Origin of the sequence: Actinomadura mexicana, from assembly GCF_900188105.1 — a bacterium.
Classification (GTDB): domain Bacteria; phylum Actinomycetota; class Actinomycetes; order Streptosporangiales; family Streptosporangiaceae; genus Spirillospora; species Spirillospora mexicana.
In genome coordinates this window covers 757,735-783,672 of record NZ_FZNP01000002.1, presented here as the reverse complement: position 1 = coordinate 783,672, position 25,938 = coordinate 757,735, and the positions used below count along the sequence as shown (strand labels likewise).

General features: G+C 74.1%; 31 protein-coding genes. 18 read left to right on the top strand and 13 right to left on the bottom strand.

Going from position 1 to position 25,938, the window contains the following annotated elements; all coding sequences use genetic code 11:
• Positions 1-150: 150 nt before the first annotated feature.
• Positions 151-582 carry a MarR family winged helix-turn-helix transcriptional regulator gene (locus CHC11_RS08025; RefSeq protein WP_089310916.1) on the bottom strand — a complete coding sequence of 144 codons (432 nt, stop codon included), beginning with the start codon at positions 580-582 and terminating at the stop codon, positions 151-153.
• Positions 583-697: 115 nt separating this feature from the next.
• On the opposite strand from CHC11_RS08025, the gene CHC11_RS08020 reads away from it, so the two are divergent.
• Entirely contained in the window at positions 698-1,777 is a 1,080-nt protein-coding gene (locus CHC11_RS08020; RefSeq protein WP_089310915.1) for an alkene reductase, read from the top strand.
• Between the two features lie 4 nt (positions 1,778-1,781).
• Here the strand turns inward: CHC11_RS08020 and CHC11_RS08015 are convergent, their stop codons facing one another.
• From CHC11_RS08015 to CHC11_RS41150, 3 genes are all read right to left on the bottom strand, one after another.
• Positions 1,782-2,390: a TenA family protein gene (locus CHC11_RS08015; RefSeq protein ID WP_089311102.1), complete on the bottom strand. Its 609-nt coding sequence runs from the start codon at positions 2,388-2,390 to the stop codon at positions 1,782-1,784.
• Between the two features lie 176 nt (positions 2,391-2,566).
• Positions 2,567-4,741: a bifunctional polysaccharide deacetylase/glycosyltransferase family 2 protein gene (locus CHC11_RS08010; protein ID WP_089310914.1), complete on the bottom strand. Its 2,175-nt coding sequence runs from the start codon at positions 4,739-4,741 to the stop codon at positions 2,567-2,569.
• Between the two features lie 2 nt (positions 4,742-4,743).
• Positions 4,744-5,301, bottom strand: a complete 558-nt coding sequence (locus CHC11_RS41150; RefSeq protein ID WP_179278683.1) for a hypothetical protein — start codon at positions 5,299-5,301, stop codon at positions 4,744-4,746.
• Between the two features lie 115 nt (positions 5,302-5,416).
• Here CHC11_RS41150 and CHC11_RS08000 point away from each other — a divergent pair, with 115 nt between their 5' ends.
• Both CHC11_RS08000 and CHC11_RS07995 read left to right on the top strand, forming a co-directional pair.
• Positions 5,417-6,046 (top strand): RNA polymerase sigma factor, encoded by a 630-nt coding sequence (locus CHC11_RS08000; protein ID WP_245918883.1) that lies wholly within the window; start codon positions 5,417-5,419, stop codon positions 6,044-6,046.
• Positions 6,043-6,768, top strand: a complete 726-nt coding sequence (locus tag CHC11_RS07995; RefSeq protein WP_089310911.1) for a hypothetical protein — start codon at positions 6,043-6,045, stop codon at positions 6,766-6,768. The genes CHC11_RS08000 and CHC11_RS07995 overlap by 4 nt, the downstream gene beginning before the upstream one ends.
• Positions 6,769-6,775: 7 nt before the next feature.
• Here CHC11_RS07995 and CHC11_RS07990 read toward each other — a convergent pair whose 3' ends face one another.
• Positions 6,776-7,579, bottom strand: a complete 804-nt coding sequence (locus tag CHC11_RS07990) for a transporter substrate-binding domain-containing protein (protein WP_089310910.1) — start codon at positions 7,577-7,579, stop codon at positions 6,776-6,778.
• 222 nt (positions 7,580-7,801) lie between these two features.
• On the opposite strand from CHC11_RS07990, the gene CHC11_RS07985 reads away from it, so the two are divergent.
• Positions 7,802-8,362, top strand: coding sequence for a dihydrofolate reductase family protein (locus CHC11_RS07985; protein WP_089310909.1), 561 nt, complete (start codon positions 7,802-7,804; stop codon positions 8,360-8,362).
• A gap of 63 nt (positions 8,363-8,425) precedes the next feature.
• Here CHC11_RS07985 and CHC11_RS07980 read toward each other — a convergent pair whose 3' ends face one another.
• On the bottom strand, positions 8,426-8,836 hold the full coding sequence (locus tag CHC11_RS07980) for a phosphoribosyl-AMP cyclohydrolase (protein ID WP_089310908.1): 411 nt from the start codon (positions 8,834-8,836) through the stop codon (positions 8,426-8,428).
• Positions 8,837-8,882: 46 nt separating this feature from the next.
• The gene (locus CHC11_RS07975; protein ID WP_089310907.1) at positions 8,883-9,665 is read right to left on the bottom strand and encodes a helix-turn-helix domain-containing protein; all 783 of its coding nucleotides are present in this window, start codon (positions 9,663-9,665) and stop codon (positions 8,883-8,885) included.
• An 86-nt stretch (positions 9,666-9,751) separates the two neighbouring features.
• Here CHC11_RS07975 and CHC11_RS07970 point away from each other — a divergent pair, with 86 nt between their 5' ends.
• Positions 9,752-10,180, top strand: a complete 429-nt coding sequence (locus CHC11_RS07970; protein ID WP_089310906.1) for a hypothetical protein — start codon at positions 9,752-9,754, stop codon at positions 10,178-10,180.
• A gap of 76 nt (positions 10,181-10,256) precedes the next feature.
• Here CHC11_RS07970 and CHC11_RS07965 read toward each other — a convergent pair whose 3' ends face one another.
• Complete coding sequence (locus CHC11_RS07965) at positions 10,257-10,835, bottom strand: TetR/AcrR family transcriptional regulator (RefSeq protein WP_089310905.1); 579 nt, start codon at positions 10,833-10,835, stop codon at positions 10,257-10,259.
• 80 nt (positions 10,836-10,915) lie between these two features.
• Between CHC11_RS07965 and CHC11_RS07960 the strand changes: the two genes are divergently transcribed.
• From CHC11_RS07960 to CHC11_RS07940, 5 genes are all read left to right on the top strand, one after another.
• A complete protein-coding gene (locus CHC11_RS07960; RefSeq protein WP_089310904.1) occupies positions 10,916-12,322 on the top strand; it encodes an MFS transporter in 1,407 nt (468 codons plus the stop codon).
• A gap of 79 nt (positions 12,323-12,401) precedes the next feature.
• Positions 12,402-13,424 carry an MDR family NADP-dependent oxidoreductase gene (locus CHC11_RS07955; protein WP_089310903.1) on the top strand — a complete coding sequence of 341 codons (1,023 nt, stop codon included), beginning with the start codon at positions 12,402-12,404 and terminating at the stop codon, positions 13,422-13,424.
• A gap of 19 nt (positions 13,425-13,443) precedes the next feature.
• The gene (locus tag CHC11_RS07950) at positions 13,444-13,857 is read left to right on the top strand and encodes a MerR family transcriptional regulator (protein ID WP_089310902.1); all 414 of its coding nucleotides are present in this window, start codon (positions 13,444-13,446) and stop codon (positions 13,855-13,857) included.
• A 92-nt stretch (positions 13,858-13,949) separates the two neighbouring features.
• On the top strand, positions 13,950-14,522 hold the full coding sequence (locus CHC11_RS07945) for an NADPH-dependent FMN reductase (protein ID WP_089310901.1): 573 nt from the start codon (positions 13,950-13,952) through the stop codon (positions 14,520-14,522).
• Position 14,523: 1 nt separating this feature from the next.
• Positions 14,524-15,996, top strand: coding sequence for a DHA2 family efflux MFS transporter permease subunit (locus tag CHC11_RS07940; RefSeq protein WP_245918881.1), 1,473 nt, complete (start codon positions 14,524-14,526; stop codon positions 15,994-15,996).
• A gap of 56 nt (positions 15,997-16,052) precedes the next feature.
• Here CHC11_RS07940 and CHC11_RS07935 read toward each other — a convergent pair whose 3' ends face one another.
• Positions 16,053-16,859 carry an SDR family NAD(P)-dependent oxidoreductase gene (locus CHC11_RS07935; RefSeq protein ID WP_089310900.1) on the bottom strand — a complete coding sequence of 269 codons (807 nt, stop codon included), beginning with the start codon at positions 16,857-16,859 and terminating at the stop codon, positions 16,053-16,055.
• A 107-nt stretch (positions 16,860-16,966) separates the two neighbouring features.
• Entirely contained in the window at positions 16,967-17,539 is a 573-nt protein-coding gene (locus tag CHC11_RS07930; RefSeq protein ID WP_089310899.1) for a CGNR zinc finger domain-containing protein, read from the bottom strand.
• 68 nt (positions 17,540-17,607) lie between these two features.
• Here CHC11_RS07930 and CHC11_RS07925 point away from each other — a divergent pair, with 68 nt between their 5' ends.
• Together CHC11_RS07925 and CHC11_RS07920 are read left to right on the top strand one after the other, a co-directional pair.
• Positions 17,608-17,997 carry a carboxymuconolactone decarboxylase family protein gene (locus tag CHC11_RS07925; protein WP_089310898.1) on the top strand — a complete coding sequence of 130 codons (390 nt, stop codon included), beginning with the start codon at positions 17,608-17,610 and terminating at the stop codon, positions 17,995-17,997.
• Entirely contained in the window at positions 17,994-18,866 is an 873-nt protein-coding gene (locus CHC11_RS07920; RefSeq protein ID WP_089310897.1) for a phosphotriesterase family protein, read from the top strand. The genes CHC11_RS07925 and CHC11_RS07920 overlap by 4 nt, the downstream gene beginning before the upstream one ends.
• On the opposite strand, the gene CHC11_RS07915 is transcribed toward CHC11_RS07920, so the two are convergent.
• Positions 18,863-19,312 carry a hypothetical protein gene (locus CHC11_RS07915; RefSeq protein WP_089310896.1) on the bottom strand — a complete coding sequence of 150 codons (450 nt, stop codon included), beginning with the start codon at positions 19,310-19,312 and terminating at the stop codon, positions 18,863-18,865. The two genes, CHC11_RS07920 and CHC11_RS07915, sit on opposite strands and share 4 nt — an antisense overlap.
• Before the next feature lie 48 nt (positions 19,313-19,360).
• Positions 19,361-20,095 (bottom strand): YoaK family protein, encoded by a 735-nt coding sequence (locus CHC11_RS07910; RefSeq protein WP_089310895.1) that lies wholly within the window; start codon positions 20,093-20,095, stop codon positions 19,361-19,363.
• A gap of 416 nt (positions 20,096-20,511) precedes the next feature.
• Between CHC11_RS07910 and CHC11_RS41145 the strand changes: the two genes are divergently transcribed.
• From CHC11_RS41145 to CHC11_RS07885, 6 genes are all read left to right on the top strand, one after another.
• Entirely contained in the window at positions 20,512-20,676 is a 165-nt protein-coding gene (locus CHC11_RS41145) for a hypothetical protein (protein ID WP_179278735.1), read from the top strand.
• Positions 20,677-20,735: 59 nt separating this feature from the next.
• Positions 20,736-21,242: a MauE/DoxX family redox-associated membrane protein gene (locus CHC11_RS07905; RefSeq protein WP_089310894.1), complete on the top strand. Its 507-nt coding sequence runs from the start codon at positions 20,736-20,738 to the stop codon at positions 21,240-21,242.
• Positions 21,242-21,745: a peroxiredoxin family protein gene (locus CHC11_RS07900; protein WP_089310893.1), complete on the top strand. Its 504-nt coding sequence runs from the start codon at positions 21,242-21,244 to the stop codon at positions 21,743-21,745. Before CHC11_RS07905 ends, CHC11_RS07900 begins: the two co-directional genes overlap by 1 nt.
• Before the next feature lie 31 nt (positions 21,746-21,776).
• Complete coding sequence (locus tag CHC11_RS07895; RefSeq protein ID WP_089310892.1) at positions 21,777-23,612, top strand: ABC transporter ATP-binding protein; 1,836 nt, start codon at positions 21,777-21,779, stop codon at positions 23,610-23,612.
• Entirely contained in the window at positions 23,609-24,103 is a 495-nt protein-coding gene (locus CHC11_RS07890) for a S26 family signal peptidase (protein ID WP_089310891.1), read from the top strand. Before CHC11_RS07895 ends, CHC11_RS07890 begins: the two co-directional genes overlap by 4 nt.
• A gap of 369 nt (positions 24,104-24,472) precedes the next feature.
• Positions 24,473-25,183 (top strand): response regulator transcription factor, encoded by a 711-nt coding sequence (locus CHC11_RS07885; RefSeq protein ID WP_089310890.1) that lies wholly within the window; start codon positions 24,473-24,475, stop codon positions 25,181-25,183.
• 91 nt (positions 25,184-25,274) lie between these two features.
• Here CHC11_RS07885 and CHC11_RS07880 read toward each other — a convergent pair whose 3' ends face one another.
• A complete protein-coding gene (locus CHC11_RS07880; RefSeq protein ID WP_089310889.1) occupies positions 25,275-25,922 on the bottom strand; it encodes a DsbA family oxidoreductase in 648 nt (215 codons plus the stop codon).
• Between the last annotated feature and the right edge of the window lie 16 nt (positions 25,923-25,938).

Sequence of the window (25,938 nt, the reverse complement as noted above, 5' to 3'; positions counted from 1 at the left end):
GGCTCGCTGCGCGATCAGTTTCTCGCGGGCTCGAAACGGGCTTCGCACGCAATCGCGGCATCGGAGGTCGCTGCGTGGCTGGTGCACCGGCCGACGTGAGTGCCCCCGGCGCCGGGCCCCTCGGCCGGGTAGCCGGGGCACCGCGCCTCGTCAGGGGCGGAGAGTGGCTAGGACTGTGGTGAGGGTCGGGTCGGTGGTGGCCTCGTCCAGGGACTGGGTGAGGGTTTCGGTGTAGGTGGGGGCGGCCTTGTCCTGGACGGCGCGGCCCTCGTCGGTGATGACGGTGTAGACGCCGCGGCGGTCCTTGGGGCACATGGCGCGGCGGGTGAGGCCGGCGGACTCCAGCCGGGCGACCAGGCGGCTCACCGAGCTCTGGTTGAGGCCGATCAGGTCGGCGAGCTCCTGCATGCGCAGCTCGCCGTCCTCGGCGCGGGCGAGGTGGCCCAGCGCGCGGTACTCCGACAGGCCGATCCCGTGGCGGCGCTGCAGTGCCTTGGCGAGCCGGTGCTCGACCCGTCCGTGCAGCATGACGATGCCGTCCCAGAGCGCCCCGTCCGCCGCGGCCTTGGTGTCAGCGCCCATCGCGCACCCCGCTTCCTCTTGACGCCAGTTTACCTGCGGTGGAAACATGTGCATGTACATACAACTCATGCATGTACATAAAAATTGCCTCGCGCCCGCCCGGAGGGAGAGGACGATGACCAGCCCCCTGCTCGCCCCGTACGAAGGCCCGCACCTCAGGCTGCGCAACCGGATCGCGATGGCCCCGATGACGCGGGGCCGGGCCGACGACGTGACCGGCGTCCCCCACCCGCTGACCGGGGAGTACTACGCGCAGCGCGCGGGGGCGGGCCTCATCGTCACCGAGGGGATCTGGCCGCACCCGCTCGGCAAGGGCGGCCCCGGCATCCCCGGGCTGGTGACGGATGAGCAGATCGCCGGGTGGCGGGAGGTGACGGACGCCGTGCACGAGGCGGGCGGGACGATCTTCGCCCAGCTCTGGCACGTGGGCCGGATGTCGCATCCGCTCATCCTGCCGGGCGGCGCGACGCCCGTCGCTCCCTCGGCGGTGCGCATCCGGTCGGAGGGCATCCACACCAGCGAGGGGAACGTCCCCCACGTCACGCCGCGCGCCATGACGACCGCCGAGATCGAGGAGACGACCGCCGCGTTCGCGGCCGAAGCGCGCAACGCCGTCCGGGCCGGGTTCGACGGCGTCGAGGTGCACGGCGCGAACGGGTACCTGGTCCAGCAGTTCCTGGCCGAGAACACCAACCGGCGCACCGACCGGTTCGGCGGCTCCCGCGAGGGCCGGCTGCGCTTCGCCCTCGACGTCGTGCGGGCCGTGGCGGACGCGGTCGGACCGGAGCGCGTCGGGCTGCGCGTCTCCCCCGGCAACCCGGAGAACGAGATCGCCGAGGAGGACCCCAGGGGCACCTACCGTGCCCTCGTCGACACCCTCGACCCGCTCGGCCTGGCCTACCTGCACGTCATCGAGCGCGGCGCGTACGGGGCGCTCGCCGACCTGCGCCCCCGCTGGTCGGGCACGCTGATCGGGAACTTCAACGGCCCCGAGCCGACGTCCCAGCGCGCCGGTGAGGCGGTCGTCGCCGCGGGCCTGGCCGACGTCTTCTCCTACGGCCGCCTCTTCATCTCCAACCCCGACCTTCCCGCGCGGTTCGCGACGTCGGCACCGCTGGCCGGCGCCGTACAGGACCTCGTCTACGGCGGCCACGCCGAGGGCTACGTCGACTACCCCCCGCTCGCTCGCGCGTGACCGCTCAAGACTCCACGGACCAGAAGGCCACCTCGTGCCGCATGCCCTGCACGAAGAGGCGTTCCGCGGTGGCGGGGTCGGGGTCCGCCTCGTCGATCATCTGGGCGATGCGGGCGGCGAGGTCCGCGAAGCCGGGGTCGGCGTAGGTGTCGACCCAGCGGCGGTAGCGGGGCTCGGACGGCGGGTTCTCGGCGAGGATCCGCCCGAGCGTGGAGTAGCCCCACATGCAGGGGTACAGGGCCGCGAGGCCGTCGCCGTAAACGGCGGCACTGTCCAGCAGGAAGGACGTGTAGGCGGCGCACGCGGGCCCCTTCCGGGCGCCGTCGAGGTCGGCGGAGAAGCTCGTGGAGAGGGAGCGGTGCAGGTCGAGCTCGTCGTGGAAGGTGGCGTGGGCCAGGTCCACCAGGTCGCCCAGGTGGGCGTCGGGAGCCTGCCACGCGAGGCGGGAGAAGACCCGCACGTAGTCGTGCAGGAAGAGGTAGTCCTGCTCCAGCCAGGAGCGGAACACGGCCTCGTCGAGGTCGCCTTGGGCGATGCCCTTGACGGTGGGGTGCCGGAGCTGTTCGTCCACCAGCGGGCGGCCGAGTTCCTCCAGGTGCGCGGCGAGACTCATGACGCCAGTCTGCCGCAGAGACGACCAGGGCCCCGCCGAGTCGTGCGACCCGGCGGGGCCCTGGTCCAGCACCGGTGTGTGGGTCGCCTCTCGGCGAAAGGCACAACACGGCTCCAGCCGAACGGTATTCCGTGAAGGCGAAAGGTGAGGCCCGGGGACACCAGGCACACCGGCTGTCATCTGTAACCGATGGGCCCCGGGGATTGTTCCCGGCTTCCGAAATCGGCGAAGGTCCCCGTCCGCCGAATGGTGTGCCAGCCCAGCCGGGCCCCCAGCAGCGCGGTCACCACGGACTGCACGACGACCAGGTACATGAGCTGCCGGTAGACGAACTGCTGGAGCGGCAGCGCCCACAGCGGGCGGACGGACTCGCCGTCCAGCCACAGGGCGTAGGCGCCGGCGGCGGCCTGCGCGGCGACGAAGATCGTCCACGAGGCGACGGGCACCAGCGGGTCCAGGAAGACCAGGCCGAACACCGCGAACAGGTCGATCGCCGGGGCCAGCAGGGGGAGCAGCACCTGGAACACCGTCAGGTAGGGCAGGCAGCGGCGCCCGAACCGCCCCGAGCCGCCGCGCTCGACGACCGAGCGCCGGTGCTTCCACATCGCCTGCATCGTCCCGTAGCACCAGCGGTACCGCTGCCTCCACAGCTGCCGCAGCGACGACGGCGCCTCCGTCCAGGCCAGGGCATTCTCCTCGTAGACGACGCGCCGCCCGGTGCGGCAGATCGCCATGGTGAGGTCGGTGTCCTCGGCGAGGGTGTCGCCCGGGACGCCGCCCACCTCGGCCAGGACGGACCGCCGGAACGCCCCGATCGCGCCCGGCACGGTCGGCATGCACCGCAGGAGGTCGAACATCCGCCGGTCGAGGTTGAAGCCGATGACGTACTCGATGTGCTGCCAGCGGCCGAGGAGGCCGCCCCGGTTGGCGACCTTGGTGTTGCCGCTGACCGCGCCCACCTCCGGGTCCGCGAAGGGGGCCAGCAGGTGCCGGAGGGTGTCGCGCTGGAAGACGGTGTCGCCGTCCACGAGCACGAGGATCTCGGACCGCGCCGCGGCCATGCCCGCGTTGAGCGCGCTCGGCTTCCCTCCGTTCGGCTTGCGCAGGAGCCGGAGCCCGGGCAGGCCCAGGGACTCGACGATCGCGGCCGTGCCGTCGGTGGACCCGTCGTCCACCACGATCACCTCGACGGTGTCCGGGTAGTCGGTGCCGAGCAGCGTGGTGACCGTCGCCGCGATGCCGGCCTCCTCGTCGTAGGCGGGGACGATCACGGAGACGGGCGGGAACGGGTCCGGTGGCAGCCCGCCGGGGGGCGGCGGCCCGGTCGCGCGGCGCCGGCGGCCCTCGGGCCTTCGCACCCGGCGCATGTGGACGTGCGCGAACACCAGCAGCGCCACGAGGCGGAGCACGCAGAGCAGGCCCGCGACGCCGAACACCGCGCCCATGGCGCCGGTGAGCCCGGCCGCGGCGCGCTGGGCGGCCACCAGCGTCCAGCCGACGGCCCGCTCGCGCGCGGGCACCGCGACCTCGGCGGGCGGCATGCCCAGCGCCTGCGCGAGCGTGGTGAAGCGGTAGCCCCGCGGCTGGAGCCGGTCGAGGATCCGCCCGACCGCCGCGACCGTCTCGGACCGGTCGCCGCCCGAGTCGTGCAGCATCACGACCGCGCCCTCGCCGCGGGCCCCCGCCGCCAGCGCCCGCTCGACGATCCTCTCCGTGCCGGGACGCGCCCAGTCCTCGGTGTCGCGGTCGGTGAGGACGACGACGTAGCCGTCCCCTCCCGCCCGTTCGGCCGCGCGCCACTCAGGCGCGGTCAGGCCGTCCGGACGGGAGGAGTACGGCATCCGCATCAGCCTGGTGTGGACGCCCGCCGCGCCCGCCAGCGCGCGTTGGGTGAGGTCCATCTCCAGGCGCGCCCGCCAGCGCGGCGCGGCGGCGAGGTCGGCGTGCGTGTAGGTGTGCGAGCCGATCTCGTGGCCCTCGCGCAGGATGCGGCGGGTGAGCGCCGGCTCGCGGGCCACGTGCGAGCCGACGGTGAAGAACGTGGCGCGGGCGCCGTGGCGGCGCAGGACGTCCAGGATCCGGGGCGTCCACTCGGGGTCGGGGCCGTCGTCGAACGTCAGCGCGATCGTCTTCGCGGGCATGCGGCGGCTCTTCGGGACCCCGCCCGCGAGGTGGACGACGGGACCGCCCGCGGTCACCCGGGACGGCGCCGGCCCGGAATGCCCCGGATCGGCCCGCGGGGCCTCGCCGACGGCCCCGCCCGCGAAGCCGTCCATCAGCAGGAGCACGGCCAGCACCAGGCCGCCGAGCGACAGCAGGATCCAGTGGCCCCGCGGCGCACCGCGCCGCATGCTCAGCGGCTCTTCTTCTTGCGTCCCCAGGCGGGAGGCGTCGCCTGCGACCTGCCCGGGGCGCTCGTGGCGGTGCCCGTCGCCGTCGCCGCCGGCGGGGCCGCCGACGCCCCGGGCGCCGGGGCCGCGGGCGCCGGGGCCGCGGGCGCCACGGGTGCAGCGGGTGACGCCGACGCGCGCGGCGACCGGGCGGCCGGCCCGGTGGGCCGGGGACGCGCGGCCGGGGCCCGCTCACCCGCCTCTCCCGCCGGGACGCTCGGACGGGCCACCTTCGCCCGCGGCTGGACGGACGGCTCGCTCCACGGCGTCAGCGGGACGTCGGCGCCCGTGGTCATGCCGAGGCCGAGCGCGCCCAGGAACACCAGGAGCAGCGCGCCGACGAGCAGGCCCAGCCGGCGTCCGATCCGGGCGCGCCAGCCGGTCGCGTCCACGAAGACGGGGGTCGCCGCCGCCCCTTCCGGCGGGAGGGGTTCGGCGAGAGGCCCGGCCGGGAGAGAAGCGACCGGCGCCATGCCGTTGACAAGGAGCTCGTCCCGGTCGTGCGAGGCGTTGCCGATCATCTGCGTCCGTCATCTCGTGCGAAGGGCGGCCGGGCGGCCGGGCGGGGTTCACTCCGTCAGCGCGAACCCGCGCGTCCGTGTCACACCACAACGGGAATGCCTGCACAATGGCGCGGTGGACGAGGACGAGCTCGGCCGGGCGCTGCGGGCGGCGCAGGACGGCGACGAGGAGTCCTTCCGCATGCTCTACCGCGATGTCCAGCCCCGCCTGATCCGTTTCGCCGGGGCCATCGTCGGCGCGGACGCGGAGGATGTGACGTCGGAGGCGTGGCTGCAGATCGCCCGGGACCTCTCGACGTTCCGCGGCGACCTCGACGGCTTCCGCGGCTGGACCGCGACGATCACCCGGCACCGGGCGCTGGACCACCTGCGCCGCAAGTCCCGCCGCCCCGGCTCCGACCTGCCGGTCGAGGAGCTGGTCGCGATGGCCGCCGAAGCCGACACCGAGCTGGACGCCATCGACGGCATCGCCACCGAGCAGGCGCTCCGGCTGATCGCCGGCCTGCCCCGGGACCAGGCCGAGGCGGTGCTGCTGCGCGTCGTCGTGGGCTTGGACGCCAAGTCGGCCGGCACGGTGCTCGGCAAGCGCGCGGGCGCCGTGCGGACCGCCGCCTACCGGGGGCTGCGGCGCCTCGCCGAGCGGCTGCCGGCGTCCCGCGCGGACGCCGCCGACGGCGCGGCGGACACCCGCCCCCTCGTGCGCGGTGACAGAAGCGGCGGCAGCGGCGCTGAAGGGGTGATATGAGCAACGACACCGAGCCCGGACGGCTGGACCCGCGCGCCGCCGAGCGGCTGCTCGACGGCGCCGGCGGCCACCCCGGGCTGCGCGGACTGCTCGCGGCGGCCTCCGCGCCCGGCAGCCCCCGCGAGCTCGCGGGCGAGGACGCCGCCGTCGCCGCCTTCCTGGCCGCGCCCCGACCGGCCCGCCGCTCCCGGGCCGCGGCCCTGCGCGGGTTCCTGACCGCCAAGATCATCGCGGTGGTGGGCGGCTCGGTCCTGCTGTCCGGCGGCGTGGCCTTCGCGACCGGGAACCTCCCCGGCCAGGACCCGGCGCCCGCGCCCTCGTCGACGCCCCACGAGCGCAAGACCCGCGAGCGGGGCGGCGGCTCCGGGTCCCACCCGCTGCACCGGCCCGGGCCGGGGTCCTCGCCCGAGCCGTCCCAGGATCGGGGCAGGATTGCCGGCGAGCACGGCAAGACGTCCGCGCCGGGCCAGCAGAAGAAGACCAAGAGTCCGAAGGCGAAGCCGACACCCCCGCGCGGCCCGGGGAGCAACAACGGCACGACCCGGCCGACCAGCCCGAGCAACTCGGGCAACTCGGGCAACTCGGGCAACTCGGGCAACTCGAAGAACAAGAAGAACAAGAAGAACGGCTCCCAGGGCGACGGGTCCACCGGCGACGCCCTGCAGAGCGGCGGCTCCCGGACCGACGCCCCCCTCCTGGGCGGCGGCGAGAGCGGACGGTGACCCGCGGTCAGAGGCAGCCCTCGAACTGCGGTACCTCCACGTCCGACAGGTCCAGACCGGACGAGCCGAACCACTTGTGCAGGAAGGCCGCCATCGCCCCGTCCTGGTACATGCGGGTGATGGCCGTGTTGAGCGCCTCGCAGCCGTCGGGATCGCCGCGCCGGATCGCGATGCCCGTCCGCCGCTCGCCGAACCGGGCGTTCAGCAGCCGGAAGCCGGCGCCCCGCCGTGTCTTCAGCCCGGCCAGGATGGTGTCGTTCGTGGTGATGGCGTCGATGCGGCCGTCCGCCAGCATGCCCATGCACTCGTCGTAGGACCGCGCCGCCACCGGCACGGCCGGCACCTGCCGCTCGACCGTCACCGCCTCGGCCGCGCCCGATCCGGTGACGGCGCAGATCCTGCGCCCCTTCAGATCGCGGACGCCGCGCACGCCGCGCTCGCCGTCCCGGACCAGGATGTCCTGGTACGACAGGAGGTAGGGGCCCGCGAACGCGAGCCGCTGCTTCCATTCGGGCTCCAGCCAGAACGTCAGGACCATGTCGACGTCCCCGTCGCGGAGCAGACGTTCCCGGTCCCGCGCCAGCGCCGGGACGAAGCGGACCTTCTTCCCCATCTGCGCGGCGAGGTAGCGGGACACGTCCACGTCGAGGCCCTCGAACGTGCCGTCCGGGCGCCGGAACCCGATGCCCGGCAGGTCCGGCCGCACGCCCGCGGTCAGCGTCTCCTCGCCGCGGATGGACCTCGGGCCGCCGCCCGCGCACCCGCCGAGCAGGAGGGAGCCCGCCATCGCCGCCGCGAACGGTCGCCGCATCCTTCGCCCCCCGGGCCCTCGGCCCCGGTCCGTCGAGCAGGGCGCGCCCGTCCTCAAGGTCGCAGGCGGCCGGACGTCGCTCCACCCGGTGACCGCATCCGGCCCTCCGGCCGCCGACGCCGGCCACGGGCACTCCGGACCGCCGTAAACATTCCGTAAACGGTGTCCGCGAAGCTCTGCGCACAGGAAACAACGTATGGACCGTGGCCCGAAGGGGAGATCATGCGGAAGTTTAAGCTTCAGGTGCAGGTCAGCGCGGACGGCTACATGGCCGGCCCGAACGGCGAGATGGACTGGATGACGTTCCCGTGGACCGACGACATCGGCCGGTACATCGACGCGCTGATGCGGCCGGTGGACTGCATCGTGCTGGGCCGCAGGCTCGCCGAGGGGTTCATCCCGGCCTGGGAGTCGGGGCCGGAGGGTGAGACCCAGGAGGCCGTCGACCAGATGAACGACACGCCGAAGGTCGTCATCTCGAACGGCCTCACCGAGTCGCCCTGGAAGAACGCCGAGGTCGCGGGGGGCGACCTCACCGAGATCGTGAACGGGCTGAAGGCCCGCCCCGGCGGCGACCTGATCGCCTACGGGGGCGGCACGCTCGTCCGGGACCTGATCGCCCGGGGCCTGCTCGACGACCTCTACCTGTTCGTCAACCCGACCGCGATCGGCTCGGGCATGCCGGTCTTCCCGGAGGGCGACTACCAGCGGCTCGACCTCGTGGAGGCGCGCCTGTTCGACTGCGGCATCGCCGCCATGCACTACACGCCGAAGCGCGCCTGACCGGCGGCGCGGACCGTCCGGCCCCCGGCGTTCCCGCCCGGGGCCGGCCGCCCGCCCGGCCGGTCACTGCAGGAGGTGGCGCAGCGTCCCTCCGTCGGTGACGGAGCGGTAGTAGCAGGTGGGGCGGGCCTCCCCGGACGGGAGGTTCGTGTGGCAGGCGCCGCCGGTGGTGCGGTCGACGAGGTAGAGCAGGGAGTTCTGCTCGCAGTTGACGCGGACGTCGACCACTTCGAGGACGTCCCCCGAGGTCGCGCCCTTGCGCCACAGCTCGTTGCGGGACGTCGACCACAGGACGGCGATCCGCTCCTCCAGCGTGGCCTTGAGGGCCTGGTCGTTCGCGTATCCGATGAACAGGACGTCCCCGCTGCCCGCGTCCTGCAGGACCACCGGGACGACCCGCGCCCCGGTCGCCGCGACGCCCGCCAGCTTGTCGAAGTCCAGGGTGAGCAGGGTGCCTTCTTCGAGTTCGTTCACCCTGCCATCCTGCCCGCCCGCGGCACCGGCCGTCCCCCCTGACACGTCACCCCCGCCTCCGCAGGAGGGTCGCCGTGGTCTCGTCGGCGGGCAGGAACGCTTCGAGGCGCAGCTCGGAGAGCGTGACGTCCACGGCGGTCGCGAACGAGGTCAGCGTGGTGATCAGGCGCAGCTCGCCCTCCGGCACCCGCAGCCGGAGCGGGACGGCGAAGCCGAGGTGCTCGCCCGGCGACTCCACCGGGGGCAGGTAGCCGTCCAGCTCGTCGATGAACTCCGCCAGTCCCGGGTCGGGGATCTGCCGTGCCCTGTCGCGCAGGCTTCCGGTGATGTGCCGGCCCCATTCGGCGAGGTTCTCGACGCGGCGGGCCATCCCGTCCGGGTGCAGGGCGAGGCGGAGCACGTTGACCGGCGGTTCCAGCAGGGCGGGGGCGGCGCCCCCGGTGAGGACGCCGAACGCCGGGTTGGCGGCGACGAGTTCGCCGTAAGGCCGGACGACGACCGCCGGGTAGGGCATGTGCCCGTCGAGGATGCGGTCGAGGGCCTCGCGCACGGGCCCGAGTTCGGGGGCGTCCAGCCGCGACTCGGCGTAGACCGGCGCGTACCCGGCGGAGAGCAGAAGCCCGTTGCGCTCCCGCAGCGGCAGTTCCAGGGACTCGGCCAGCCGCACCACCATGGCGCGGCCCGGCCGGGAGCGTCCCTGTTCGAGAAAGCTCAGATGGCGCTGGGTCGTGTCGGCCCTGATGGCCAGTTCGAGCTGGCTGAAGCGGCGCCGCGCCCGCCAGCGCCGCAGGTCGCGGGCGAACTGCCCAGGCTCGGCCACCACTGTCATGCCCCCATTCCACACCGGACGCCCGCACCGGCTCCATTCCCTGGAGGGAATCGCGGACGCAGCCCGCAGCTCGCAGACTGCCGGGCATGCGCATCGATGTGAAGCAAGTGGCCGACCGTTATCTCGCCCAGTGGAACGAGCCCGACCCCGCGGCGCGGAGCACGCTGATCCGCGAGATGTGGGCGCCTGACGCGACCCACGTGCTGGTCAACCCGCCGGAGGCGGTCCGGGACGCCGCGGCGGCGCTCGGGGTGCCCGCGCCGCCCCTGGAGGTCCACGGCCACCGCGCTCTGGACGCCCGGGTGGCCAGGGCCTACGAGATGTTCGTCGCACCGGGCGAGCACGTCTTCGAGATCGCCGAGGAGCCCGTCGTCCTGCTGCCGCACGTGATCGCAGTCCGCTGGGCGATGGTGACGGCGGACGGGGGCGAGGCCGTCGGCGGCGGGCTGGACGTCCTCTACCTGGACGGCGACGGCCGGATCCGCACCGACCACCAGTTCGTCGGGACGCGGTGACGCGCGCCGCCACCTGCACTGCTCGTTCCATGCCGCGCCCCTTCCGATCACCTCGGGGGGTGAAGCCGCGCTCGGGCTACCCGGCCAGGATCGACAGCACCGTCGCGGTCACGACACGGCCGGTCTCCTCCGCGTCCAGGCGCTCGGCGCGGGTCTCCTCCGCGGCGCCGTGCAGGACGTACTGCACGACGTTGACCAGCCAGATGATCGGCAGGTCGGTGCGGAAGACGCCCTCCTGCTGGCCCCGGCGGATGATGGCCTCGACGCGCTCCGCGGGATCGGCGTGCAGTTCGCGCACACGCCCCGCCGGAAGGGCCTCCTGGGCCGCCGCCAGCAGCGCCCTCGATTCGGTCACGAGGGACCAGCTGGATTCCACCAGCCGCGCGAGCGCCTCCCGGGGGTCCCCGGACAGGTCGACGCCCGAGAGCACCACGTCCCCGGCGCGCAGGGCCTCGACCAGGGCGGCCTCCACCAGTTCGGCCCGGTTGCGGAAGTGGCCGTAGAGCGTCATCCGTCCGACGCCGGCCGCCTTGGCGATGTCGTCGATGCTCGCGCTCGGGTCCCTGCTCAGGCACTCGCGTGCCGCGGACACGATGCGGGCGATGTTGCGCTCGGCGTCGGCGCGCCGGCGCCGGCCGGTGGTGGCGGAGGGCATGCCGCATCTTAACTCGTATGACGTAGTACGGGTTGATCTGCTATATCTCGTATGACACTGTACGAGTTAAGGAGTCGGCCATGACACAAGACGGTCCCGCCTCACCGGGGGCCCATCCGCTGCGCTGGCGCATCCTGGGTTTCCTCGGCGTGGCCCAGCTCATGCTGATCCTGGACGTCACGGTCGTCGCGATCGCGCTGCCCCACATGGAGGCCGACCTGGAGCTGAGTCGCCAGGCCGTGACCTGGACGGTCAGCGCCTACACCCTCACGTTCGGCGGGCTCATGCTGCTCGGCGGGCGGACCGCCGACCTGATCGGGGCCAGGCGCGTCGTCCTGGCCGGCCTGCTGGTCTTCACGGCCGCGTCGCTGGTCACCGGCCTGGCCGGGTCGGCCGCCATGCTGCTGGGCGGTCGCGTCGCCCAGGGAGTGGGGGCGGCGATGCTGTCCCCGTCGGCCCTGTCCCTCGTCGTCACCCTGTTCCAGGACGGCGAGCGGAACAAGGCGCTCGGCGTCTGGTCCGCGCTGGGCGGCGGCGGTGCCGCCCTCGGCGTCCTGCTGGGAGGAGCGCTGACCGCCGGGCCCGGCTGGCCCTGGGTGTTCTTCGTCAACGTCCCCATCGGTGTGGTGATCTTCGCCGCGCTCGCCCGGATGCTGCCGCGCCACCGGCCGGCCGCGCCCCGCCCAGGGCTCGACGTCCTCGGCGCGCTGCTGGTCACCGCCGCCTCCGGCGCGCTGATCTACGCGTTCATCAGCGCCGGGGACGACGGCTGGCTCAGTCTCGGCACCGGCCTGCCGGTGCTGCTCGCCGTGCTCGGCTACCTGGCCTTCGCCGCCAGGCAGAAGACCGCCCGCTCGCCCATGATGGACGTCTCGCTGCTGGTCCGCCGCCCGGTCGCCACCGGCACGTTCCTGATCGTGATGGCGACGGCCCTGATGATCGCGATGTTCTTCCTCGGCACGTTCTACTTCCAGCACGCCCGGGGCTACGGCGCACTGCGCACCGGCCTGCTGTTCCTCCCCATCGCGGTCGCGACGATGGCCGGCGCCGGCCTCACCGGCAGGACGATCGCCGCGGCGGGACCGCGCCGGCTCGCCGTGGCCGGGCTCGTCACCACCGCGGCGGGCATGGCCCTCCCCGCCGTCTCACTCGCCCCCGTGACCGTCGTGATCGGCACGGCGGTCGCGGGCGCCGGGACCGGCGCGATGTTCGTCGTCGCCTCCGCGACGGCCCTCGGCCAGGTGGCGCCGCACGAATCCGGCATCGCGTCCGGCATCGTCAGCACGTTCCACGAGTTCGGGGCCTCGATCGGGGCCGCCGTCATCTCCAGCGTCGCGGCCGCCAGCCTCACCGGCGACACGCTCGACGGCTTCACGCACGGCTTCGTGCTCGCCGCCGTCACCGCCGCCGTCGCGGCGCTCACCGCCGCCGTGCTGACCCCGCCCCGCCCGCGCCGCCTGACCGAGCCGGGCCCGGTGGACGCTTGACCCTGACGCGCGGGTCAACGGTTAGCTTCGTGGCCCGCGTCCGGGCCCGCCCCGGACTCCAGGTCTTGAGGAGAGTCCGATGCCGTCACTGCCCCGTACCTCGCGCGTGGTCCAGCTCGCCGCCGTCCCCGACGGGCTGCCCCGGCCGGAGCATTTCAGCGTCGTGGAAGTTCCCACGCCCTCGCCGGCGGACGGGGAGGTGCTGGTCCGCAACCGCTACTTCCAGGTCTTCCCCTCGCTGCGCACCCTGATCGGCGGCGGCGTGAAGGGCACTCCCTTCCCGCCGCTGCGTCCGGGCGACCCCCTGTTCGGGGCGGCGATCGGCGAGGTCGTCTCGGCCCCCCGCGACGCCGGGCTCCGTCCCGGCGACCTGGTCCGGCACTGGCTGGGCTGGCGCGAGCACGCGGTCGTGCCCGTCGGCCGGTGCTCGCCGCTGGACGGCACGCTGCCCGATCCGGTCGCGCACCTCGGCCAGGCGGGCATCGCGTACACGGCGCTGACCCGGGACGCGCGCGTCCGTCCCGGCGACACCGTGTTCGTGTCCGGCGGCGCGGGCGGGGTCGGCTCGCTGGCCGGTCAGGTCGCCCGCCTGCTCGGCGCGGGCCGCGTGATCGGCAGCACGGGTTCGCCGGGCAAGGCCGCCCGGCTGGTGTCCGAGCTGGGGTACGACGCGGCCGTGATCCGGGGCGGGCGGCCCATCGCCGAGCAACTGGCGGAGGCCGCACCCGACGGCATCGACGTCCTCGTGGACAACGTCGGCGGCGACCAACTCCGCGCCGCGGTCGCCGCCGCCAGGCCCGGTGCCCGGTTCGTCCTCGTCGGGACGCTGGCCGGGCAGCTCGCACCGGACCGCGCGGGGACCACGGCGCCGGTCGAGGTCGACACGTTCCAGCTGATCGCCAAGCGCATCGAGATGCGCGGTTTCGGCGGGCTGGACGACACCGGGGCGCGTCCCGAGTGGGCCGAGCGCGTCGGCGCCTGGCTGCGTTCCGGGGACATCACCTTCCCGCACGTGCGCGTCGCGGGCATCGAACACGCCCCGCGGGCGTTGCACGAACTGATCAGCGGACGGCACCTGGGAGCCGTCATCGTCGAGCTGTGACGTCCCGAGAGGAGTCCTCATGCGGATCGGCGACGCCGCCGCGGCGGCGGGAACGACCCCGCGGGCACTGCGGTTCTACGAGCAGCGCGGCCTCCTGCCCCCGCCGTCCCGCACCTCCGGCGGGCAGCGCCGGTACGGGCCCCGCGAGGTGGCCCGGGTGCTGACCATCCGCCGGCTGCTGTCCCTGGGGCTGACCGTCGAGGACGTCCGCGGCTGCGCCGACCGGCTCGACCTGCTGGAAGGCGAAGCGCTCCCGCCCTACGGCGGCCCCGGCTGCACGCGGAGCGCCGGGGTCGCCCGCCGCCGCCTCGCCGTCCTCGACACCGAGATCGCCCGCCTGACGGCCCTGCGCGACGCACTCGCCGCCCAGGTGGGCGAGACCGGCGCCGCCGCCGCGGCTCCGTCCGCCGGCGGGCGTCACGCGGACAGGTAGGGCACCCAGTCATCTGACAGATGAGCCGCACGCGGTGGTCTCCGTAGCTTCGGTCGCGTCACCATGCCGCGCCTACGAGGGGGAGAGACCACATGACCGAGGAACCGCTGCGCGTCGCGATCATCATCGGGAGCACGCGCGAGGGACGGTTCGGACCGACCGTGGGGACCTGGTTCACCGAGCAGGCCCGGCAGCGCGACGACCTGGCCGTCGACGTGATCGACGTGGCGGACGAGCCGCCGCCGTCCGCGCTGGGCGCGCCGGCCTCCGAGGAGTTCGCGCGCGTGACCCGGACGCTGCACGAGGCCGACGCCTACGTCGTGGTCACCTGCGAGTACAACCACAGCTTCCCCGGCACGCTGAAGAACCTGATCGACGTCCACTTCCACGAGTGGCGGGCCAAGCCCGTCGCGTTCGTCTCGTACGGCGGGCTGGCGGGCGGGCTCCGGTCCGTCGAGCACCTGCGGGGCGTCTTCGCCGAACTGCACGCCGTGACCGTCCGCGACACCGTCAGCTTCCACCACCCGTGGAACTGGTTCGGGAAGGACGGCCGGCCGAACGACCCCGAGGGGGCCTCCGCGGCGGCCAAGGGGATGCTCGACCAGCTCGCCTGGTGGGGGCGCGCGCTGCACGACGCCCGGGCCGTCCGCCCGTACGGGGGCTGAGGTGACCGCGACGGCCGAGGCCCCGCCGCACGACCGGACGGCGCCGGACCCGATGGCGGTCGTGCTCGTGCTCGTCCTCGGCTCCATCATGATCACGCTGGACACCACGGTGGTGAACGTCGCGATCAACCGGCTGTCGCAGGAGTTCCGCGCGCCGCTCGGCACGATCCAGTGGGTGGCCACCGGGTACTCGCTCGCGCTCGGCGCGGTGATCCCGTCCAGCGCGTGGGCGGTCGGGCGGTTCGGCGCCCGCCGGCTGTACCTCGGCGCGATCGCGGCGTTCGGGGCCGGGTCGCTGCTCGCCGGGCTGGCGTGGAACATCGAGTCGCTGATCGCGTTCCGGGTCGTGCAGGGGTTCGGCGGCGGGCTGGTGATGCCCGTCGGCATGACGATCCTGCTGCGCGCCGCCGGGCCCGAGCGGCTCGGCCGGCTGATGAGCACCCTCGGGCTGGCGATCCTCGTCGGGCCGCTCGCCGGGCCCGTCCTCGGCGGCTGGCTGATCGACGAGGTGTCGTGGCGGTGGATGTTCTTCGTGAACCTGCCCGTCGCGGCGGCCGTGGTGGCGCTGGCCTCGCGGCTCTTCCCGCGCGATGTCCCGGCGGAGGCGAGGCCGCTGGACGTCCCGGGCCTGCTGACGCTCTCGCCCGGCATCGCCGCCCTGCTGTACGGCGTGACGACGGGCGGCGACCGCGGAGCGTTCGGCTCGCCCGGAGTCGTGGTGCCGATGGCCGCGGGCGCGGTGCTCGTCGCCGCGTTCGCCGTCCGGGCGCTGACGGCCCGGCATCCGCTGATCGACCTGCGCGGCTTCCGGGACCGGACGTTCGCCGCCGCGACCGGGACGCTGACCCTGTTCTCGTTCGGCTATTTCGGCTCGATGCTGCTGCTCCCGCTGTACCTGCAGGTCGTCCGGGGCGAGAGCGCGACGATGGCGGGCGTGCTCGGCATCCCGTTCGCGCTCGGTTCCGGGACGGCGATGCAGGTCGCGGGCCGGATCGCCGACCGGGTGCCGCCCGGGCGGCTCGTCCCCGTTTCGGCCGCGACGGCCCTCGCCGGATTCGCGCTGTTCACCGTCCAGCTCGACGCGGACGCGTCCTACTGGGGGCTGTGCGCGACGATGCTGCTGATGGGCGCGGGCGGCGGGGCGACGATGATGCCCGCGATGACGGCGGCGACCCGCGGGCTGCCCCATGACCGGGCCCCGGCGGCGAGCGCGACGGTCAACCTGGTCAACACGATGTCGGGCGCGGTCGGGATGGCGACGGCGTCGGTCGTGCTGTCGTCGCTGATGAGCGGCCTGGTACCGGACGGGCCGGGCGGCGCGCTCCAGGCCGTCCACGGGCTGGGGCCGGACGGGCGCCGGGCGGTCGCCGGGCCGCTGGCGGAGGCGTTCCAGCACACCTACCTGTTCGCGGTCGGCATGCTGGCCCTGGCGCTGATCCCGGCACTGCTGCTGCCGCGCCGCCCCAGCCGCTGACGCGCCGGCCCCCGGCCGCACCGGCCCCCGGCCGCTCCGCCGGGGGCCGGCCGGGCTCAGACCTCCTTGAGGAAGCCGGAGTCGACGGCGAAGTCGGCCCCGGTCGTGCTCGCCGACCGCGGCGAGGCCAGCAGCACGATCACGTCCGCGACCTCCTGCGGCGTCGCGAGACGGCCGGTCGTGAGGCTCATCATCTCGGCCGCGCCACCGTCCAGCACCGTGTCGCGGTCGGAGCCCGTGGCCCCGGCGATGACGTCGGCGGCGCCGCCCTCGTCCGTCCACCACGGCGTCCGGACCGGGCCGGGCGACACGGAGTTGACCCGGACGCCCTGCGGCGCGAACTCCTCCGACAGGCCCTTCGTCAGGTTGTTCAGCGCCGCCTTCGCCGCGTTGTAGTCGTAGTTCATCGGCCCGGGACGCCGCCCGTTCCCCGACGAGACGTTCACGACCGACGCCGCGTCGCTCTCCAGCAGGTGCGGGATCGCCGCCCGCACCGCGCGGACCACGGCGAACAGGTTGAACTCGAACATCTCGCGCCAGTCGTCGTCCGAGGGGGTCAGGAACCCGAACCGGGGCAGCGTCGCGCCGGGCGGCGGCCCGCCCGCGTTGTTGACCAGGACGTCGAGCCGGCCGAACTCCTCCACGGCCCGCGCCACGACCTGCGCCGGGGCGTCGGCGTCCATCAGGTCGGCGGGCACGTGCAGCAGGTTCGGCCCGGCGAGCGCGTCCAGTTCCCCGCCGGGCTTGCGGGACACGGCCACGACGCGGGCGCCCTCCTCCAGCAGCGTCCGCGTGACGGCCGCCCCGATCCCCTTCGATGCCCCGGTGACGATCGCGACGCGCCCGGCAAGCCGCATGTCCATGGGTTCCCCTCTCATAGGCGGGCGCGCCCACCCGGACGCGCCTCGCCCTCTGAACCCCACTCCGCCCGCACCGGTTGCACGAAGGGGGTGCGCTCGCCGTGCGGGAGCTAGGCGTTCCGGGTCTTCGCCTCGGCCGCGCGGCGCGCGCGCAGGGCGCGCACTCGGCCTCGGCTGGCGCAGGCAGGGGACGGGCACCAGCGGCGGCGACCGGCCGTATCGACGAAAACGCCGCGGCAGTCGTCCTCGGGGCAGACCTTGAGGTCGCTTCGTCCGGGGCCGGTCAGGTGGTCGACCGCCTGCCGCGCGATGCGCCCCAGCGCCGCCCCGGCGGTGGGGGGCGCGGACCTGGTGATCCGCCCGCCGGCCGAGAGGTCGACCGGGTCCTCCTCGGCGAGGTAGCCGGCGAGGCTCCGTACGTCGTCCCCGTCCGGCGGGCGCCCGTCCACGGTCGCGAGGGCGACGGGGCGGAGCAGTTCGCGCAGGAGAAGGGCCCTGTCCAGATCGTGCCGGTCGGGCGGCCGGACGGGGGCGAGCTCGCAGAGCTCCAGCCACTCGGCGAACCGGCCGGGATCGGGAAGGCGCTCGACCGACCGCGCGCCGAAGGCGCGGCCGCGCGTGGCGAGCAGGTTCAGCCAGGTCGCACCGCAGTCGAGCCGGAACGCCGACGGGTCATCCTTCATGGGGCCATAGTAACGCTCGACCCGTTACGATGCTACGGTAACGATTCAAGCGTTACTAAGGAGATTCCATGCCGCTCGCCGAGCACCTCACCCGCACCCGCCTCGACCGGGACGCGGCCTACCGGCTGCTGGACGTCCTCCAGGACGAGGCCACCCAGAACGCCGCCCTTCCCGGTCTCGACGACCTCGCGCCGGGCTTCGCCGACTGGATCGTCACGAGCCTGTTCGGCGGCACCTACCAGCGCGACGGCCTCTCCCTGCGCGACCGGCAGCTGCTCAACCTCGCCGCCCTCACCGCGATGGGCGGCGTGGATCCGCAGCTCACCGGGCACGTGACGACCTGCCTGCGGCTCGGCATGACCCGCGAGGAGATCGTCGAGGCGCTCGTCCACCTCGCGCCGTACGTCGGCGTCCCGAAGGTCCTCGCCGGCCTGCGCGTGGTGGCGGCGGCGCTGTGAGGATCAGGACGGTCCTCGGCGACATCGCCCCCGGCGACCTCGGCGTCTGCGACGCCCACGACCACCTGTTCCTCCGCACGCCCCTGCTCCCGGGCGAGGAGCTCGACGACCCCGCCGCGGCCGCCGCCCAGCTCCGCGCCTTCGCCGGACTCGGCGGCCGGGCGGTCGCCCAGTGGACGCCCTACGGGATGGGACGCCGCATCGACGACCTCGCGGACGTCTCGCGCGCCACCGGCGTCCACGTCATCGCCGCCACGGGCCTGCACCAGGCCGCCCACTACGATGCCGGCCTGCTGGAACGCCTCCGGCCGGACGCCCTGTTCGTCGACGAGCTGACCCGCGGCCGGGCGGGGATGATCAAGGTCGCCACGGCCTTCCACGGCCTGGACGCCCACGCCCGGCGCGTCATGACCGCGGCGGCCACGGCGTCGAACGCCACCGGCGCCCCCATCGGCGTCCACCTGGAGCAGGGGACGTCGGCCCTCGACGTCCTCGACCTGCTCTGCGGGGCCCTCGGCGTGCCCCCGGACCGGGTGATCCTCGGCCACCTCAACCGCTCTCCCGACCCGTGGGTCCACCGCCGCGCCGCGGAATCGGGCGCCTACCTGGCGTTCGACGGCCCGTCCCGCACCCACCACGCCACCGACGGGCACCTGTTCGCCTCGCTCGCCGCGCTCGCGGAAGCCGGGCACACCGACCGGCTCCTGATCGGAGGCGACACGACGACGGCGAGCGCCCGCACGGAACTGGGCGTCCCCCACACGCTCCGCGCACTGCGCCCGCGCGTCGAACGGCAACTGGGCCGCGAGGCGGCTACGGCCATCTTCACCACGAACCCGGCCAGGGCGTTCGCCGCGCCCTGGCCCTAGTTCAGCGCCTCGTAGACGAGGGCGGCCACCGCACCGTACGCCAGGTGGGGGACGGCGTCGGACGCCCAGTCCGATGCCGACCATTCGCGGGGATCGGTCAGGCCGAGGGCGGTCATCGGGACGCTCGACCCGGCCATCGCCAGCCCGGTCAGCACGGCGGCCCCGACCGGCCGCGGGAAGCGCCGGTGCCCCGCCAGCAGCCCGTACAGCAGCCCCGCGCCGAGTCCGGTGCCGAAACCGAGCATCGGCCCGAGCCCGGCCTTGCGGTTCTCGGCCTTCTCACCCTCGCCCAGATCGACCCCGGCGACGTCGGCCAGCTTCTCCACGCTCTGCTCGGGCGTGCTGCTGGCAGGCCGTCCCCGAACCGCCATGTCGAGATAGGTCACCATGTTGAGGGCGGTGGTCCCGGCCGCCCCGGCGGCCAGTCCGCGCGTGATTCTGTCCATGCCGTCGCGTTACCCAGCATCCGCGGACTCCCACCTGCGCCCGCCCGGTCAGGCCCAGTTCCGGGCGTCCGGTCGCCGCGCGGCGACGAAGGACGCGGCGGCGACGACCGCCAGCAGGACGGCCGCGCACCACAGCGGGGCCGACACCGAGACGTTCCGTACGAGCAGGGCGCCGATGGCCGCGCCCAGCAGCAGGGCCGCGATCGAAAGGCCCCTGCGCGCGAACCGCGCCCCGCTCTCCCCGCGTTCGGCGACCAGCGCGGTGAGGGTCGTGGTGACCACGACCGTCCTGAAGTCGGGCACCTCCAGCCTCCGGACGATCGCGTACTGCCAGCCCATCGAGACGGCGAGGACGGCGATCGTCGCCAGGCGGCCGGGGTCGGGACGGTGGCCGAGGTTCGCCACGATCACGGCGGCGACGACGAGCGCGCCCGCCTGCGTCGCCGTCGCCGCGCCCAGCAGCCGGCCGCGGTGGTCGAGCCGGGTGAAGGCGAAGTGTCCCCCGAGGACCGCCCCGAGGCAGAAGAAGCCGGTCGACACCGTGGTCAGCAGAACCTCCGTCCCGCTGCCGCCCAGCCCCAGTCCGAGGAAGACGATGTTCCCGGTCATGTTCGCGACGAAGACGTTTCCGAGCTCAAGAAAACTGACCGAATCCACCAATCCAGTCATTATCGTGAGCAGCACGAGCAAGGACGGCAACGGCCCCTGACCTCGGGTTTCAGGCACCCTCGCATTCTCGCAACCCCCGAACCTTCCCCAGGCGAGCCACCCAAGGCGTGTCATGGAAATGAACGATCCGGCGCGTCACCCATACCGATCGCGGAAGGGCACGGTGAGCACGCCGCCGTCCGGGCTACGGCCGTCCGGCGTCGGCGGCAGGCGCGCCTGCCGCCGACGCCGGACGGCCCGGCCCGCGGCCCGACGAAGGGACCCGCGTGGCCACCGTGGGGAGTTGCGTGCTGGTCGGCGGTGCGTGCTGGTCGGCGGTGCGTGCTGGTCGGCGGTGCGCCCCCGGCGGTTGCCGGCGGCAGGCGAGGCCGGGCGGACTCCCGTTAAGTGCCCGTCCGCCCCGGCTGAACACGCCTGCGGCAGAAATGATCCTTCTGACGGGATCACGGCCCGCGGTGTGCTGTAATCCGGTTGGTCCGAATCATGATCACTCCCACGGCCGCCGACGGCCGGGGGGAGAGGAGGCACGCATGGCCCGTCTCGTCGACCGCCTGCTGGCGCGCGTGGCCCCCCAGGCCACCGCGTCCGCCGGCTGCACGAACTACTACTACTGCTCGGGCGGTCTGAAGTACCGCAAGACCTGCTGCGACGGCCAGTGCCACCACTACGTCGTCGGTGCCTGCGGATCACCGTGAGACTCCCCGTCGCGGGCGGCGCGTCGCCGCCCGCGACGGGCGCCCTGTGAGGAGTGCGCATGGAACTCGTGCGGATCGGCAGCGCCTGCCTGATCGGGCTGGTCTTCGCCGTGTCGGCCGTTTCCAAACTTCGCGACTTCGACGGTTTCGCCAGGTCCGTTCCCGCGCTGGTGCCCGCGTGGCCCGGCCGCGCCCGGCTCGTGGCGATCACCACGACCGCGCTTGAGGCGCTGGTGCCGCCGCTGCTGGTCGCGCCGGTCACCGCCCCCTTCGGCTTCGGTCTCGCCGCCGTGCTGCTGGCCGCCTTCACCGCGGCCGTCGCGGCCTCGGTCCGGCGCGGACGCCGCACCGCCTGCCGCTGCTTCGGCCCGTCCAGCGTTCCGCTCGGTCCGCGCCATGTCGTCCGCAACGGAGCGCTGCTCACCTGCGCCGTGCTCGGCGCCCTGGCCCCCGGTGGCCTGCCGCCCGCGGGCGGCGTCGCGGTGGCCGCCGCGGCCGGGCTGGCCGGGGCGGTGCTGATCATCTCCCTCGACGACATCGTCGAGCTGTTCGCGAGGAACCCCTGATGCCCTATCTCACCGCCGCCGTCGTCCTCATCGGCCTGCTGTCCGCGCTGAACCTCGTCCTCACGCTCGCCCTGATCCGCAGGCTGCGGGGGCACGGCGCCGCGGACCCGGGGCACGCGGGCCCGCCGATGGCGCTCCGGCCCGGCTCGCAGGTCGGCGACTTCACCGCGACGACCACCGAGGGCGAGCCGGTCTCCCAGACGAACCTCCCGGGGCTGGTCGCCTTCTTCTCCGCGAACTGCGACCCCTGCCACGAGCTGGCTCCGCGCTTCGCGGCGCTCACGACGGGGCTGCCCCGGCTCGCGGTGGTGACCGGTGACGACCCCGAACTGGTCGCGGTCCTGTCGCCGTCGGTCCGCGTCGTCGTCGAGGACCACGACGGCGCCGTGAGCAGCGCCTTCCAGAACACCTGGACGCCGGCGCTCTACATCGTCGACGGCGGGCGGCGCGTGGTGGCCGCGGGCGGGCGCCTGGAGGACCTGCCCATCGAATCCCCGGCGTGAGGACGCCGGACGCGGGCGGGGGGCCGGACGCGTGAAAGGGCGCGCCCACGTCCGCGGACTGGCCTCCGCCGGGACCGAGGCGGCCGCGCTCATCTGGCGGTCGGCGCCCGGCGGCGTGTCCGGCCACCTGCTGATCACCCTGGCCGAGGCCGCCGCGCCGATCACGACCGCATGGTTGATGAAGACGGTGGTCGACCGGCTGACGACGTCTCAGGACCCGGTCGCGGGCCCGGCCGCCGCCCTGGTGGCGGCCGGTCTGGTCACCGCCGCCCTGCCCGGGATCGGCTCGTACCTGCGCGACCAGGCCGGCCGGGCCGCCGGGGTCCGGGCGACCGACCGGCTGTTCGCCGCGACCGAACGCCAGGTCGGGCTGCGGCGGTTCGAGGACCCGGTCTTCCTGGACCGGCTGCGCCTGGCGCAGGAGGCGACCGCCACCGCCGGGTACCTGGTCGACTCCGTCTGCGGCAGCGCGCGCGGCGCGCTGTCCCTCATCGGCTTCCTCACCTCGCTGCTGGTGATCAGCCCGCCGATGACGGGGCTGGTGCTGCTGGCCTCGGTACCGGCGCTGATCGCCGAACTCCTGCTGTCGCGGAGCCGGGCGGCCATGCAGTGGGCGACCGAGCGGACCCACCGCCGCGAGTTCTTCTACAGCGGCCTGCTGACGGACGTGGAGGCGGCCACCGAGATCCGGCTGTTCGGCATCGGCGCCTTCCTGCGCGCCCGGATGATGTCCGAACGCGAACGCGGCAACCGGGCCGAACAGCGGATGAGCCGGCGCGAACTGGCGGTCCAGGGCGGCCTCACCGCGCTGAGCGCCGCGGTGGCGGGCGGCGGCCTGTGGTGGGCGATCACGGCCGCGCGGCACGGGGCGCTCGGCGTCGGGGACGTCACCATGTTCGTCGCCGCGTTCGCCGGCGTCCAGACCGCCCTGAACCTGCTGACGTCCTCCATCGCCACCGCCCATGGCCGCCTGCTCGTCTTCACGCACTACGTCGCGGTGACCCGCGCGGAACCGGACCTGCCGAGCACCGCCACGGGCGATGCCCCGGCGCTGCGGCGGGGCATCGAGTTCCAGGACGTGTGGTTCCGCTACAGCGACGACCATCCCTGGGTGCTGCGCGGCGTGGACCTGACGATCCCGCACGGCCGGGCCGTCGCGCTGGTCGGCCTGAACGGCGCGGGCAAGAGCACGCTGGTCAAACTGCTCTGCCGCATGTACGACCCGACCCGCGGGCGGATCCTGTGGGACGGCGTCGACCTGCGGGAAATGCCGCCGCACGCGCTGCGCGAACGCATCAGCGCGGTGTTCCAGGACCACATGAACTACGACATGACCGCGAGGGAGAACATCGCGGTCGGCGACCTGCGGACGCTCGACCGGCCGGAGGCGGTCCGGCGGGCGGCCGCCCGCGCGGGCGTCCACGACAGGCTCGCCGGTCTGCCCCACGGGTATGACACCCTACTGACCCGGATGTTCTTCTCCGAGGCCGACAAGGAGGACACCGGCACCGGGGTGGTGCTGTCCGGCGGCCAGTGGCAGCGCCTCGCGCTGGCTCGTGCCTTCGTCCGCGAAGGCCGGGACCTGATGATCCTGGACGAGCCCAGCTCCGGTCTCGATCCCGAGGCCGAGCACGAGGTCCACGCCCAGATGCGCCTCCACCGGGCCGGCCGGACCAGCCTGCTGATCTCGCATCGGCTCAGCGCCGTCCGGGACGCCGGCCTCATCGCGATCCTCGACGGCGGGCGCGTGGCCGAGCTCGGCACGCATGAGGCGCTGATGGCGGCGGGCGGCCACTACGCCCGTTTGTTCCGGCTCCAGGCCGCCGGCTACCAGGAGGCTTCGCAGCCCTCCGAGGACATCGGATGACGTGGCTCGCCGCCGCGGGAGGCATGCTCCTGCTGGCCGGCGCCCTCACCGCGTGGGTGCGCCGGCGGTACCTGGTCACCACGGTCGACGGCCCCAGCATGGAGCCGGCGCTCCACACCGGCGACCGGCTCCTCGTCCGCCGGACCCGGCGGGTGCGCGCGGGCCAGATCGTGGTGGTGCGGATCCGGCCCCCGACGCTGGACGCGCCGCCCCCGGATGATCCGGGCCCCGCCCCGGACGACGAGGTTCCCGTCGTGCGGGACCACCCGGACGGGCTCCTGTACGTCAAGCGGGCGGTCGCGGTGGCCGGTGATCCCGTGCCGGTGGACCGGGTGCCGTGCCTGCGGGAGACGCGGGAGAGGACCGTGCCGCCGGGCGCCCTCGTCGTGCTGGGCGACAACGCGGCCACCAGCTGGGATTCCCGCGCCTACGGGTTCGTCCGCGCCGACCAGTTCGTCGGCGTGGCCGTCCGCAGACTCCCGGCGACCTGACGCGCGGCCCTTCCTACTCTTCCTTCCCCCCAGATGGCCTACCGGGAAGAGCGAGGCGTTGATACGCGCTCCGCCGCCCCGGTAGGCCCTGGAAGGACGACCGAGACGGGGCCGCAGGTCAGTGCGGGTCAGGTGCCCCCTAAGGTGCTACATCCTTCAGTTCGTTGGCCGGACGTGGGGATCGGGCCGCTGCGGCGCAGGGGTCCGCAGGAGGTCTCGCCAGTGGGCGGGCCAGTTGGCCAGCGCGACGATGCCCACGATGACGAGGTGGGCCTGCGCGGCTGAGGACCGGTGAGCGATACGGTCACCGGACCAGGGCCTGCCCGTTTGCATATGTCGGCGATATGCCGTGCTGCCTAGCCTTCAGGTATGCGCGTGCTGGTCGTGGAGGACGAGCCCTATCTGGCCGAAGCCGTCCGTGACGGTCTGCGGCTGGAGGCGATCGCCGCCGACATCGCCGGCGACGGCGACTCCGCCCTGGAACTGCTCAGCGTCAACGCCTACGACCTGGCGGTCCTGGACCGCGACATCCCCGGCCCCTCCGGCGACGAGGTCGCCCGCTGGATCGTCGCCTCCGGCAGCGGCATCCCCATCCTCATGCTCACCGCCGCCGACCGGATCGACGACAAGGCATCGGGCTTCGAGCTCGGCGCCGACGACTACCTCACCAAACCGTTCGAACTCCGGGAGCTCGTCATGCGGCTGCGTGCGCTGGACCGCAGGCGCGCGCACGCCCGGCCCCCGGTCCGCGAGATCGCGGGCCTGCGGCTCGACCCCTTCCGCCGGGAGGTCTTCCGCGACGGACGCTACGTCGCGCTCACCCGCAAGCAGTTCGCCGTGCTCGACGTCCTCGTCGCCGCCGACGGCGGGGTCGTCAGCGCCGAAGAGCTCCTGGAACGGGCCTGGGACGCCAACGCCGACCCGTTCACCAACGCCGTCCGCATCACCGTCTCCGCCCTGCGCAAACGACTCGGCGAACCCTGGCTCATCGCCACGGTGCCCGGCGTCGGCTACCGAATCGACACCGGTACCGACCCCGAGGACCACCCGATCAACGGGGACGGTGATCCCGGTGGCTGATGCGGCGCGACGACGCCCGGTCGCCGCACCGCCAAGACCCACGTCGCGAACGTCCAGCCGGGCGGTCCGCCCTACGCCGCCCGCATTGCCCTCACCGCCTTGAAGCCGCGGAAGGCCGGTTGGTGAGACCGCGCTCCAGCAGCCGCCGCAGCGCGGTGACGGGCTGGACTCCTGATACCGGCGCCGCGCCGTCGATCACCAGTGAGGGGACGCCGGTGACACCGTGCTCGGCCGCGCGGCGCCGGTCGGCCCGCACCTGTTCCGCGTAGTCGTCGCCGGCGAGTACGGCGCGCACCCGGGCGGCGGCCAGACCGGCCTCCTCGCCCAGGCGCTGAAGGACCCGCGGGTCGGCCACGTTCAGCCCTTCGGAGTGATAGGCGCCGAGGAGGCGCTCCATCATCTGGCCGGCGCGCCCCTGGCCGGCCGCCAGCCGGCACAGCCGGTGGGCGTCGAAGGTGTTCACCGGCCGGGCCAGATGCAGGTTGATTTCCAGCCCCTCGGCGGCGCCCAGGGTCTGGATCCGGGCGATCCGGGCCGGTGCCTGATCACCCCACCATCCGACCATTGCCTCGGCGGCCGTGGGGCCGGGATCCCGGCCCTCCTCAGGGGCCAGTTCGTAGCCGCGCCAGGTGATCTCCACGCCGGCGCGGTCGGGGATGCCCTCCAGTGCTGCGGTCAGGCGTCGCTTGCCGATGTAGCACCACGGGCACAGGACATCGGCATAGATCTCGACTCTCATGGCATCCTTCGATCTG

Excerpts from the sequence above, each read along its gene's own strand:
- CHC11_RS07990 (WP_089310910.1), bottom strand. The coding sequence starts at position 7,579 with ATGCGGCGACCGTTCGCGGCGGCGATGGCGGGCTCCCTCCTGCTCGGC.
- CHC11_RS08025 (WP_089310916.1), bottom strand. The coding sequence starts at position 582 with ATGGGCGCTGACACCAAGGCCGCGGCGGACGGGGCGCTCTGGGACGGC.
- CHC11_RS08020 (WP_089310915.1), top strand. The coding sequence starts at position 698 with ATGACCAGCCCCCTGCTCGCCCCGTACGAAGGCCCGCACCTCAGGCTG.
- CHC11_RS07935 (WP_089310900.1), bottom strand. The coding sequence starts at position 16,859 with ATGGACATGCGGCTTGCCGGGCGCGTCGCGATCGTCACCGGGGCATCG.
- CHC11_RS07960 (WP_089310904.1), top strand. The coding sequence starts at position 10,916 with ATGACACAAGACGGTCCCGCCTCACCGGGGGCCCATCCGCTGCGCTGG.
- CHC11_RS07965 (WP_089310905.1), bottom strand. The coding sequence starts at position 10,835 with ATGCCCTCCGCCACCACCGGCCGGCGCCGGCGCGCCGACGCCGAGCGC.
- CHC11_RS07880 (WP_089310889.1), bottom strand. The coding sequence starts at position 25,922 with ATGAGAGTCGAGATCTATGCCGATGTCCTGTGCCCGTGGTGCTACATC.
- CHC11_RS08015 (WP_089311102.1), bottom strand. The coding sequence starts at position 2,390 with ATGAGTCTCGCCGCGCACCTGGAGGAACTCGGCCGCCCGCTGGTGGAC.
- CHC11_RS41150 (WP_179278683.1), bottom strand. The coding sequence starts at position 5,301 with ATGATCGGCAACGCCTCGCACGACCGGGACGAGCTCCTTGTCAACGGC.
- CHC11_RS07970 (WP_089310906.1), top strand. The coding sequence starts at position 9,752 with ATGCGCATCGATGTGAAGCAAGTGGCCGACCGTTATCTCGCCCAGTGG.
- CHC11_RS07910 (WP_089310895.1), bottom strand. The coding sequence starts at position 20,095 with ATGACACGCCTTGGGTGGCTCGCCTGGGGAAGGTTCGGGGGTTGCGAG.
- CHC11_RS07945 (WP_089310901.1), top strand. The coding sequence starts at position 13,950 with ATGACCGAGGAACCGCTGCGCGTCGCGATCATCATCGGGAGCACGCGC.
- CHC11_RS07925 (WP_089310898.1), top strand. The coding sequence starts at position 17,608 with ATGCCGCTCGCCGAGCACCTCACCCGCACCCGCCTCGACCGGGACGCG.
- CHC11_RS07905 (WP_089310894.1), top strand. The coding sequence starts at position 20,736 with ATGGAACTCGTGCGGATCGGCAGCGCCTGCCTGATCGGGCTGGTCTTC.
- CHC11_RS07975 (WP_089310907.1), bottom strand. The coding sequence starts at position 9,665 with ATGACAGTGGTGGCCGAGCCTGGGCAGTTCGCCCGCGACCTGCGGCGC.
- CHC11_RS07900 (WP_089310893.1), top strand. The coding sequence starts at position 21,242 with ATGCCCTATCTCACCGCCGCCGTCGTCCTCATCGGCCTGCTGTCCGCG.
- CHC11_RS07950 (WP_089310902.1), top strand. The coding sequence starts at position 13,444 with ATGCGGATCGGCGACGCCGCCGCGGCGGCGGGAACGACCCCGCGGGCA.
- CHC11_RS07995 (WP_089310911.1), top strand. The coding sequence starts at position 6,043 with ATGAGCAACGACACCGAGCCCGGACGGCTGGACCCGCGCGCCGCCGAG.
- CHC11_RS07930 (WP_089310899.1), bottom strand. The coding sequence starts at position 17,539 with ATGAAGGATGACCCGTCGGCGTTCCGGCTCGACTGCGGTGCGACCTGG.
- CHC11_RS07890 (WP_089310891.1), top strand. The coding sequence starts at position 23,609 with ATGACGTGGCTCGCCGCCGCGGGAGGCATGCTCCTGCTGGCCGGCGCC.
- CHC11_RS07915 (WP_089310896.1), bottom strand. The coding sequence starts at position 19,312 with ATGGACAGAATCACGCGCGGACTGGCCGCCGGGGCGGCCGGGACCACC.
- CHC11_RS07955 (WP_089310903.1), top strand. The coding sequence starts at position 12,402 with ATGCCGTCACTGCCCCGTACCTCGCGCGTGGTCCAGCTCGCCGCCGTC.
- CHC11_RS41145 (WP_179278735.1), top strand. The coding sequence starts at position 20,512 with ATGGCCCGTCTCGTCGACCGCCTGCTGGCGCGCGTGGCCCCCCAGGCC.
- CHC11_RS07985 (WP_089310909.1), top strand. The coding sequence starts at position 7,802 with ATGCGGAAGTTTAAGCTTCAGGTGCAGGTCAGCGCGGACGGCTACATG.
- CHC11_RS08010 (WP_089310914.1), bottom strand. The coding sequence starts at position 4,741 with ATGCGGCGCGGTGCGCCGCGGGGCCACTGGATCCTGCTGTCGCTCGGC.
- CHC11_RS07885 (WP_089310890.1), top strand. The coding sequence starts at position 24,473 with ATGCGCGTGCTGGTCGTGGAGGACGAGCCCTATCTGGCCGAAGCCGTC.